This window comes from Acidimicrobiales bacterium, from assembly GCA_035533095.1.
Lineage (GTDB): Bacteria > Actinomycetota > Acidimicrobiia > Acidimicrobiales > Palsa-688 > DATLUM01.
On record DATLUM010000119.1, the window covers coordinates 23,299 to 33,789 of the forward strand.

Genomic DNA, 10,491 nt, shown 5'->3' on the forward strand with positions numbered 1-10,491 from the left:
ACCTATCGCCGGATGGACTAAACGTGCCTTGTTCGATTCACTGTTCGAGAAGAAATGTCCGATAGGACAGCCGGGTCTCCTATCGGAACATCCTGGCGAAGCGCAACGCCGGAGCGGCCTTCTTGGCCACCGGTGCAGCGCCCTTCACGGCCTTTGCTACCGGCGCCGCGCGACTCTTCAAAAGGTTGATGCCCGGCGCCGCTCGTCCCTTCAACGCCTTGACGTCCGCCCCGGCTGCCCCCTTCGCTCGCACGAGGACGCTCTTGGCCGGCACCGCTGCCTTCTGCAGGGCTGCCCTCTCCGCTGCGGCGGCCTTCTTCGCTTCGGCGGCAAGGTTGCCGGCCTTGCTCTTCATCGGCGCGGCTGCGCTACCGAGATTGGCGGCTGCCTTCTGCTTCACCGCCTTCGCCGCGCTCTTGGCTGCCTGGAGCTCCTTCATGGCCGAGGTCGCCCCAGGCGTTGCCGCCCCTTTCCCGCGCACCAGGACGCTCTTCGCCCCCTGAGCCCGGCTAGCAGCAAGCTTCTTCGCGTTGAGGGACTTCGCCGCGAGCTTCTTGGCGTCCGCTTTCGCCGGCGCCGGCAGTCGGGGCGCTTGGAGCTTCGGAGGCTTGGGAACCTTCAGCCTCGGTACCGCTGGCTTCTTCAGCGCCAGCGGACCGCCGACCCCCCGGATGAGCACGCTCTTGGCCGGCGCCGCGAGCGATTTGGCCCGTGGAACGACGAGCTTCTCTACCGCGCCGGCGGCGATCGTCCCGGCGACCGGGACCGCCATGGACGCGCCGGCGCGAACGGAGGGCTTCAACTCTTGCTGAAGAGCTCGACTTCGGTGAGCGCTGCGTTCTGCCCCTGGGACGACGCGTACACCGACTCGATGGTGACGGTCAGCGACGTCACCTTCTTGGCACTCACGCCGAACGATTGGAACGACGCGGTGTCCTCGAGCGTGATCGACTTCGAGTACGGCGCAGTTCCCCCGTTGAAGGTCACGAGGATCACCTTGGGACGGGGCTCGCTGAGGTAGGCGTTGGGCGTGTCGTTGTCACCGTTTATGACACCGAACTTGTCGATGTTCGTGGCCGCCTGCAACGTGATCGTCAGAGTCGAGCCGACACCCGAGTTCGGGCTCGCCGTCTCCCAAGTGGTGTTGCTCGCATTGTCGATCGCGTTGCCCGCCGGGTGACCGGGCGCCGCGGACGTCGCCGTCGCCCCCACCGGGTGGACCGGGTTGTAAGTGGTGTGGATCGCGTTCTTGACGTCGTGGTACCACGTACTGAAACGATGCTTGATCGTCTTGCTGAAGGGCCCGACGAAGGTCAAGATCAAGAACACGACTATCGCCAGCGCGACGATCTTCGTCACCCAACTCGATATCCACCCGCCGCCGGCGCCGCCGAACGCACGCCGCCTCATGCGAGGCCGCTCTCCCGCCGCACGCACCTTCCGCTTGCGCAGCCGCAGCCACAACCGCTTGTACCAGGGCGGCACGAACACGACGGCCTGCTGCAGCGACGCACCACAGCGCCGGCAGAACTTGCGAACCGGGTCGTTGCCGTCGCCGCACTGACCGCAGATCAGGTCACCGGGATTGATGACTCTCTGCGGCGAAGGCTTCGGCTTGGGCGCGGGACGTGCCCGGGCAGCAGTCGGTTTGACCGCTTCGGGCTGGACAGCACCCGGTGCCACCGGGCCTGTAGGGGCCGCCGGTTCGGCCGGTGGGGCGGCAGGGGCGGCGCTCGAACCAGCGCTCGGGCCTGTGGTCGCCGGCGCCGAGCTCACCGGCGCCGAACTCGCAGCGGGAGCCTGGATTGTCGGGGGGGTCGAGGTACCCGCACCGGCGGATGGCGAGGAGGCGGCGGGGCTCGCGCTGTGGGGCGCGCTCGCCGGCCGCTCGACCACCGGTGGCGGTGTTGAGATGATGGGGGTCTTCTCCACCGGCTCGGCGACTCTGGCGGCCGGCGCGACGACGGACGTGTCCTCCGCCGCCGGTGTCGTGACCGCAGGCGCGGATGTCGTCGCCGTGCCGCCAGCCGAAGAGGTCGCGGCGGGCGCCGCGGACACGGCCGGCGCTGAGGCTGCAGGCGCTGACGACGGGAGGGGCGCCGATACCGGACCCGGTGTCACCACCGCCGGTTCCGGCTCCGCTTCGGGCTCTGCGACCGCCACGGCCGTGGGCTCTTCCGCCACGCCACCGCCAGAGCTGCCGGTGCGGGACTCGCCCACACCGACGATGCGCTCTTTTACCCGCTCGAACAACCCCGCCTCGACGGCCGGCTCCGGTTCTGGCTCCGGCTCCGGCTCGGGGGCCGGCTCTTCTACCGCCTGTTTCTCGCCGGCCCACTCGAGGAAGGCAGCGCACGACCCGCAGAACGTGTCGCTGTCCTCATTCTCGAAGCCGCACTTGGTGCAGATGATCAACCCGAGGGCTCCTTCCCTTCCGAAGACCCCTCCCCGGCGTCCTCGTCCCGTTCGTCCTCGCTGGTCGGCCCGGGCGCAGCAAGCTCGACCTTCTCCGATCCTGGCAGATCGATGGCACCCGGAGCGGAATCATCCGCCTCTCCGCCATCGCCTGCCCCCGCCTCCGCCGCGGGCTTTGATTCAGTGGCCTCCGCCACCACCTTGCCGGCGGCGCTGAGGATCTCCACCTTGAACACGACGTGCGCCGGGCGCGACGCCGCGACGATCCGCTCCACGGTCCCGATGCTCAAAGAGTCGGGGTCGTCGACAGGCAGCCGCACCGTCAACGAGGCATCGCTCGTGCCCGTAAATGCCGTGTCGGCGGTCTGCGACCACTCGCATCCGCCGCTGTCCACGATCTCGGGTGTGGTGCCGGCGTAGAGCGCCACGTGCGCGGCGAGTCCGGCGGCTGTGCCCCGCACCCTGTAGATGCCCACCGCCTCGTCGATGAGACGGCGCCGGCGATCCAACGGCCATCTCTCGTCGACATCGACGCCGACCCAGCTGGCAAGCCAGTCGACGAAATCGTCGGGCGTCAGGTCGTTGTCGAGGTACGAGTCCCAGCAGTCGATCGTGGCGAAGACGGGAGCGAGCACTTCGTCGAGGCCTTGCGTGAACCGCACGCAGAAGTCGTCCTCCTGCAGCAGCGACGGCAGCTCCTCCGACAGGGGGCGGGCCACGCCGAGACCTGGGGTGGTACCCCGGCCGGGCTCGGGGACCACGACGGTCGACTGGCCCCGCGGGCTCGGGAGCGACGATGCCTCGATGACGGCCATCGCTAAGCAGCCCCTTCCACACGGATCTGGTGCTCATAGGAGAATACGAGAGCGGTCGGAGCCACTTCGACGCGCTGGGCGGCCTGCCCGCGTTCTCCGGTGATCGGGTTGGCAGCGAACAGCCGGGCGTCCTCTACCAGCTCGACTCCGGGCAAAGACTGCAGCAACGCGTAGATCTCGCCGACGTGGACAGGACGCCCGAACGGCCATCCGGTCCCCTGGAGGCCGCCGCTGATCGGGTGCAGATACCGGTAGAGAGCGCGCGTGGCGTTGTCCTGCAGGCGGTTGGCATCGGCCCACGGGCGCGCCCGCATCATCGCGACGACGGTGACCCCCTGGTACGACGGCGGCTCCACCATGACGCGGGCGCCGATCGTGCGCTTGAGGTCGAGCGCGGAAGCGATGTTGCTCAAGGTCTCTGCGGGCGGGACGAGCCGCTCGAAGCTGAGCCTGCCGTCCTCGTCGTCGGCGACCGAAGGCACGACCAGAACGCGCACACCCCCGGCGTCCTCGGGGGCGAGGGCCGGCACAGCGTGCACCCGCGCCGTCTCGGGAGCAGCCTGGCGGGCGAGCTGCTCGTAGTCCTCCGCTGTCACCGCCCTGTTCAGGGTGCGCAGCACGATCGGCCCGCGGACCTTGGCTTCCTCGATGTCCTCGCCGTCCACGCCGCCAGTGGCCGGCCTGCGGTTCTCGACCCGGGTGATGAACGGGATCGTGGTCCTCAAGACCTTGATCGCGCCGCGCGCTATGTTGCCTCTCCTGCCGCCGCCGGTGTGGTACCCGCGGATGCGGATGACGGAACCCTTCGGCGGCACGGCACCGAACTGTGTGAGGGTGCCGTCGTCGTTGCGCACGACAGGACCGAACACGATCTCTCCGTTGACAGCGTCGAGCGCGAAGTGGCGATCTTCTTCCGTGCTCTGCGAGAAGTCGCCGACCTCCGTCCACTCCTGCCAGCCCTCGTCGTCGCTGGACACCTCGACGACGGCGCCGCCAGGGGTCGGGATCACGGGTGAGCGCGAGACGAGGTAACGCTGGCCGGCGACACCCTCCGACAGCCCGAGGACCTCGTCGTCGACGAGCTCGGCCTGCACCGCGGGCGTCGTCCCGCCGACGGTGCTAGCAGAAACCCTCTTGATCAGCGGGGAGTTGCTGTAGAAGGGCTGGCCCTCCTCGGGAGCTGTCACCCGGGCGCGCACCCATCCGGCTCGTAGCTGGTGGTCCAGGGACATCTGGTGGGTGCCGGGGATGTGGAGCACGACCTCGCCGGCCCGGTTCAGGCCTCCTGTGCTGTCGGAGTCGAGCTCGCATTCCGCCCAGTCGTTGCCGTCGTACGCCTCCCACACCAGTGGTGGCCACTCGGGGTCGACACCGACGCCTTCTATCTCGCAGTCGAAGCGGAGGCTGACAGCGCAGTTGGGGACGCCAGCGGAGAGCCCGAACAACAGCACCTCGTCGGGCGCCGGTTGCGCCGAGAAGCATGAGAACGGCGACAGCATCAGCGCGTCCGTGTGGTTACGCCAGGTTCCGCCCGTCGGGATCGAGCATACGAAGCTGAGCTCGCACGGGATGATCTGGAGCTCCTCGCCTGTGGTGAACGCCACGGCCGACTGATCGACGTCTGCACGGGGTGTCGCCACCTCCACGCCGGCGGGAACGACGATCGGGTTGTCCTGCGGCGCCGACAACCAGAACGTGACAGGCGTCGTCGCTGCGGTCGGCGGGAACAGCCGGACGCCGATCAGCTCCAGGAACTTGACGTAATTGCGGTCCGGCACACGGTTGAGCCTGTACAGGAGCTGGTCGACCATGTAGGCGAACGTCTCGATGAGAGTGACGCCGGGATCGGAGACGTTGTGGTCGCTCCACTCGGGGCAGCGCTGCTGGACGAGGCGCTTGGCGTCGTCGACGAGGCTCTGGAACCGGCGGTCGTCGAGGTTGGGTGCGGGCAGCGACATCGTCTCCTACTCTCCCTCGGGTATCACATAGAAGGGGAAGACCAAGTTGCGCGGGTCGTAGGACCCCTTCTTCGTGTAGTTGATCGAGATGTACATGGCGCCGCGGTCGAACTGGTCGACGCTGACATCGACGGACTGCACGTCGATGCGCGGTTCCCACCGGGCGAGGGATCTCTTGACCTCGGACGAGAGGCGCCCTGCGGTGGTGGCGTTCGCCGGAGCGAACACGAAGTTGTGTATGCCGCAGCCGAACTCCGGACGCATCGGTCTCTCGCCGGGCGCGGTCGCGAGGATGAGGCGTATCGCCTGCTCCAGGTTGCGATCGTCCCCCGCAAGGGCGATGCTCCCGGTCGGGTCGGTGCTCACGGGGAAACGCCAGCCCCGACCGATGAACCTCTCGGACACCGTTCCCTACCCCCTAAGCACCGAGGCTGATCTGGGGAGCGGAAACGCTCACGTTGCTTCCCTCGACCTTGACCCCGCCGGCCCCTTCCATGGACAAAGAGGCGGGCGACTGGACGGAGACCCCGCCGGTTCCTTTGATCGACACGTTGCCCTCGGACTCGATTCCTATATCGGCGGTCGCCTTGAGCGAGAGCGCGCCTTGCGCCTGAATGTTGATCTGGCCCTCGGAGTTGATGGTGATCGTCTGCTGCTGGGAATCGAGCTTGATCGTCAACGTCTGTTCGCCGTCGACGATGGTGATTCCGAGCTTGTCCGGGCCGTCGTCGAACTCGATCATGTGTCGCATCCGCGACATGATCCTCCTGTTCGCCACGCCGCCCTCGATGCTGGGAGCGGGTTGCGGTTTGGAGACTCCGTTGTAGAGGTTCCCGATCACGTAAGGGCTGTCGACATGTCCCCTGTCGAAGCCGACCAGGACCTCGTCGCCGACCTCCGGAATGAAAAGGCAGCCGTAGCCGCCGGCCTTCCCGGCACCGATCTGCATCGTGCGGGCCCACGCGCTCACATAGGCCTCCGAGAGCCAGGGGAACATCACCTTGACCCGCCCTTGGCTCTCCGGGTCCATGTTGTCCGTGACGATGCCGATCGCCACTCCAGGCACCCGGCCGTTGCCCGTTAGGTCGGAGACACCACCACTGCCAGAGGCCAGCGCGAGCATCGAGCGGTCGCGCATGCCGCCGACGGTGAACCAGGTGGAATACCCGCCGTTGCCCGGTTCGAAGCGGTGGCGGGCCGCGGTGCACACGTATTGGCCGTCGAAGGGCGGGCCCACCATGCCGAGGCTGATCACCTCTCCCGCAAGGATTGCCGGGTTGCCGAGGCATTCGCCTTCCATCTCGGCGAGCGCGCCGGCGATGTCGGCGGCGATGGACTCCGCCCGCTTCTCCGCGGCCCCCTGATCGTCGAAGGGACGACTGGCGTCGAAGAAGGGAAGCGCACCCACCTCACCGGCGAGAGCGGGGGGCAGGGTGCCAGGGTCCAGGCTCTGCGACGTGGATGGCGCGCTCGGAAAGAGGCCTACGACGGGCATCGCTTGTTTGGGGTTGTACCCGGTCACCGTCACGGCCGGAACCTGCTCGGAGCTGGTGACATTGCAGCGCAGGCGGATCAGATTCTTGCCGAGCACCAGCTGGGTGCCTTGGGGGGGCTCCGCGTACGACATCACCGGAGGCAGCCCTTCCTCCGGCTTGTTCATGGGCCCGAACTGAAACAGTCCCATCGGATCGACGTAAGCGACGCAGTTCTCAAGCGCCGCAAGCTGCTGGATGAACACCCACGGGCTGACGTTGGGCTGGGTAACCCATTCGTATTGAGTGCTAGTGGGAATTACCTCACCGGTCATGAGCCCGGCCTCGGCGACGATCTGGGTGACGACATCCGAGGCTGACATTTGCGGGTAGGCCATGGTCTTGGTCCCGCGCATGAGCCGGTGCGACCGGTCCAGACCCGTCACGATCGTGAGGTGCCCCTCCGGCCCGTACTCCACTTCGACCCCGGTGATGTCACCGGTCATGAGCGGAGTCGGTGCCCCGCCCGTGGTCACCTGGAGCATCACCATCACACCGAGCTGGAGGCCGCCGGGCTCGAGCACCTGCGTGCTCGGCGCACGGAAGACGAGCCTGAACTGCGACGGCACGAACACCGTCGTGTCGACCTCCGCCGAGATCAGCTTCGCGGCGACCATCGGGTTGAGCGGCGTTCCCTCGACCCGGACGTCGATCTGGGCGCTGGTCGTGTCGGTCATGGTCATCGCATGGACCTCAACCGATCGCCTCGGCTTCCGCCGGGTCGGGCACCAGCAGGACGGTCCCCGGACGCAACCGCATGGGGTCGTCGATCCCGTTCGCTACGGCGAGCGCCCTCCAGCGGTTGGGGTTCTTGTACTCCGCAAAGGCAATGGAGGCCAGGGTGTCGCCTTCGACGACGGTGTGGGAGCGCCTGGTCGTGAGACCACCCGAGGTGGGGTTGGTGCCCGGGAGGACGCTGGGCACAGCCTCGAGGCTCACCACAACCTCGGCCAGGACGGGGTTTCCGAGGAGGAACCGCTTGTAGGTGATGGAGAGGGCCGTGATGTAGGCCTCCTCCATGATGATGTTGGTCCCCCACCCGTACATGACCGTCGGAGGCTTGGAGTCCTGCAGCGCCTTCGACTCAGGGGTCGGTGCCATCGCCTGCTTCAGGATGGCGATTGCCTCCTCGGGCGGGTTGGGCGGCAACCCGAACTGGTCGAGGAGGATCTTGACGTCCATGGTCTGGGCCTTGGTCCCCTGGAACTGCGGGGTACCTCCGCTGTCGGCGGCGGGCTGAGGCGTGTGGTGCCAGCTGGCCTCTTTCTTGATGGTGTACTCGTCGGGGTTGTAAGGGAACACGATCGTCCCGAAGCCGGGTGGCAGCACCTGGATGTACGCGCTGACCATGCTGGCCATGCTGGCTGCGTCTGCCGCTGACATACCTGTAGTCGACCTCCTCCCCTTCTACAGAAAGCCCTTGTAGGCCAGTTCCAACTGCTCTTCGGCGATCTTGAGCGATGCCGCGTCGAACGACGGTCCGGTCCACCTCACCGGGATCACACCGAAGAGGTTCCACATCACGATCGGCTTGCCCATCGGGTCGAGGGCCTTGATTTGGGCGAGCGTCGGGACCGGCATCATCGCGAACGAGCTGATCCAGTTGACCACCTTCTCGGTGTCCGGGCTTATCGGCCTGCCCAAAGTGATGTTCGAGAAGGTCACATGCCCCGGCAGGTGGTGCATCACAAACGACAGCGCCGTGTCACCACGCGCTTCGGTCTGTATCGAGATGCCCATCCCGGTGCACGTCGTCCAGTCGCCGAGTTCGACACCATCGACTTCCACCGAGAAGTAGACGCTGAGCCCGGGATCATTCGTGACGAGGTCGCTCACGTCACCACCTCCGGTAACTGTCGGTCAGAAGGCCCGCCCGCTCCCGGTCGGAGCGGAGCTCGCGGCGGAGCTTGAAGCTGATCAGCGGGTAGAGCCAACTCGCGAGCTTGGCTAGGTCCTTGTCGCTGGGGCGGGAGCTGAACACGCCGTCGTCGCCCTGGCGGTTGCCCCCGATCACCGGCTTCGCCGCCGAGGGTGAAGCGACCTTCCACGCATGCTGGACCGGCGCCGCAGTAGCAGGCGCCGGTGCGGGCGCCTGCATAGCGGCGGGTTCGCCGGCACCTCCGGCCTGGGGCACGCTGACCGGTGATCCGGTCATCGCCGCGGCGGGGTTACCCGTGACAGCGCCGAGCCTTATCAGCGCTGAGGCCAGCGCGCCTTCGTCGATCGACTGCGGCTGCGACCGGGCGACCGGGAGCGCAACGGAGCCGGGCACACCGAAAGCCGCTGGTGGCGTGGGAACCGGTCCGGGCGCACCTGTGATACCGGTCGTCATCGGACCATCGTCGAGCCCGGCTGACGTTGCAGGCGGCGAAACGGCCCTCGCCATGGAAAATGCCGGCGCCACGTACGACAGCTCGGAGGCGACGGCAGCTGCCTCCATCGTCCTGCCGGCCGGGCTGTTCTCCGCGGGCATCGCGTGAGGCCCGGCGCGGCGCTGCTGCGCGGCGTGGGTGAGCTCGTGGGCGAGCAGAGCCCGGCCGGGACCCGAGTCAAGGGTCCCGAATGACTTCGGGATGACCACCCTGTCCTCGGTCGTGAACGCGTCCGCTCCCATGGCCTGGGCCTTCGCCGACGACGCGGGGGACCTGTCGATCGCCACGTGGTCGAGGTCGACCCCGTGTCGTTGGCCGACCACAGCCTTCAGCGCGGCGCCTTCTCGCGCCGCGCTCCGGTCGACCGTACGGGCCTCGGCCCGATCGATGGCCTGGAAAGGTGTGAGCACCACGACGGCCCGCGGCGCCGGCGGCAACAGACCGGAGCGGGCGGCGATCAGCGGCGTCTCCCCGGCTGGCTCAGGCGTGACGACGGGAAGCGACGAGGTCTCCCCGTACGTGAGGGCCGGAGCTTGGGCAGCCGGTCCCGCCTTCTGCGCTGGCGGGGAGCTTGCGGGAGTGCCGGCCGCGGCCGCGAGCGGGAGCTGGCCGAGAGGGCTGCCGGGTGCGTTGCGGGGACGGCGGGCGTAGCTTGCCGCCACGGACGCGGCGTCGAGAGAGGCCGCCGTCGTCGGCAGATCCCGCAAGGGCGCGCCGAGGCCGCTGCGTCGCGGAGCCGGATCACCTGGGCTCGAGTGGGTGGCGGTCCCGGCGCCGGGTTCGATGGGTAGGGCACCCCGGTCGGTAACGGGGGGTTCGGCGGGGTTGTTCTGCTGCACGACCTCCAACGACGGAGCGGGGACCTGACCGTCCGGTCCGGTCTCGGGCACAGAAACGTCGGCGTGCGGCGTCGACACAGGTGCGTGATCGGTACCGGCCTCGTCGAGTGGCGGACGGTCGCCGAGAAGAGGCGCGACGGCGAGGGGCTCACCGGCAGCGGCGGGTGCGGCGGTGCTGGCGGGTCCGACAGTGGCGCCCGCTTCGCCCGGCTCGGCGAGCACGGCCGTGATGTCGCCGCGGTCACCCTGGGGCACTGGCGCATCCACCCGGCTCGGCGGGGACGCCTTCAGGTGTACCAGTGGAAGCTGCGGCGGTGGCTGGGACTCGACGAGCGGCCGTGGCGTCGGGGCCGGATCGACCCTGACAACCGGTCCCGTCGCCGTGCGGGCCACTCTCGGAGTGCTCGTCGACGAGGAGTAGGTCTGGGAGGCCGAAGGGCCGTCATGCCGGATGCGGGTGCCCATCCCGGTCGCCGCGGCCGGAGGAACTTCCGCACCCGTGCTGACAGATTGGGTACCGGCTCTGGGGGCCTCTGCCGAAGGCTGCGGCGGCGCGCCTG

Annotated in this window: 9 protein-coding genes; all 9 read right to left on the bottom strand. The window is 68.2% G+C overall.

Annotated features, from left to right (window positions below):
- Positions 1–79: 79 nt before the first annotated feature.
- Positions 80–802 carry a hypothetical protein gene (locus VNF71_14625; GenBank protein ID HVA75790.1) on the bottom strand — a complete coding sequence of 241 codons (723 nt, stop codon included), beginning with the start codon at positions 800–802 and terminating at the stop codon, positions 80–82.
- The gene (locus tag VNF71_14630) at positions 799–2,415 is read right to left on the bottom strand and encodes a hypothetical protein (protein ID HVA75791.1); all 1,617 of its coding nucleotides are present in this window, start codon (positions 2,413–2,415) and stop codon (positions 799–801) included. Before VNF71_14630 ends, VNF71_14625 begins: the two co-directional genes overlap by 4 nt.
- On the bottom strand, positions 2,412–3,230 hold the full coding sequence (locus tag VNF71_14635; protein HVA75792.1) for a phage tail protein: 819 nt from the start codon (positions 3,228–3,230) through the stop codon (positions 2,412–2,414). The genes VNF71_14630 and VNF71_14635 overlap by 4 nt, the downstream gene beginning before the upstream one ends.
- Positions 3,231–3,232: 2 nt before the next feature.
- A complete protein-coding gene (locus VNF71_14640; GenBank protein HVA75793.1) occupies positions 3,233–5,188 on the bottom strand; it encodes a putative baseplate assembly protein in 1,956 nt (651 codons plus the stop codon).
- Positions 5,189–5,194: 6 nt separating this feature from the next.
- Complete coding sequence (locus VNF71_14645) at positions 5,195–5,554, bottom strand: GPW/gp25 family protein (GenBank protein HVA75794.1); 360 nt, start codon at positions 5,552–5,554, stop codon at positions 5,195–5,197.
- 52 nt (positions 5,555–5,606) lie between these two features.
- Positions 5,607–7,403 (bottom strand): VgrG-related protein, encoded by a 1,797-nt coding sequence (locus tag VNF71_14650; protein HVA75795.1) that lies wholly within the window; start codon positions 7,401–7,403, stop codon positions 5,607–5,609.
- A 10-nt stretch (positions 7,404–7,413) separates the two neighbouring features.
- Entirely contained in the window at positions 7,414–8,103 is a 690-nt protein-coding gene (locus VNF71_14655) for a LysM peptidoglycan-binding domain-containing protein (protein HVA75796.1), read from the bottom strand.
- 24 nt (positions 8,104–8,127) lie between these two features.
- Positions 8,128–8,556, bottom strand: coding sequence for a phage tail protein (locus VNF71_14660; GenBank protein ID HVA75797.1), 429 nt, complete (start codon positions 8,554–8,556; stop codon positions 8,128–8,130).
- Position 8,557: 1 nt separating this feature from the next.
- Positions 8,558–10,491 (bottom strand): DUF4157 domain-containing protein (locus tag VNF71_14665; protein ID HVA75798.1); only part of this gene is annotated, 1,934 nt, incomplete at its 5' end.

Bases quoted from the DNA above. Each gene is read 5' to 3' on its own strand.
- VNF71_14655 (HVA75796.1), bottom strand. From the start codon at position 8,103: ATGTCAGCGGCAGACGCAGCCAGCATGGCCAGCATGGTCAGCGCGTAC.
- VNF71_14635 (HVA75792.1), bottom strand. From the start codon at position 3,230: ATGGCCGTCATCGAGGCATCGTCGCTCCCGAGCCCGCGGGGCCAGTCG.
- VNF71_14650 (HVA75795.1), bottom strand. From the start codon at position 7,403: ATGACCATGACCGACACGACCAGCGCCCAGATCGACGTCCGGGTCGAG.
- VNF71_14640 (HVA75793.1), bottom strand. From the start codon at position 5,188: ATGTCGCTGCCCGCACCCAACCTCGACGACCGCCGGTTCCAGAGCCTC.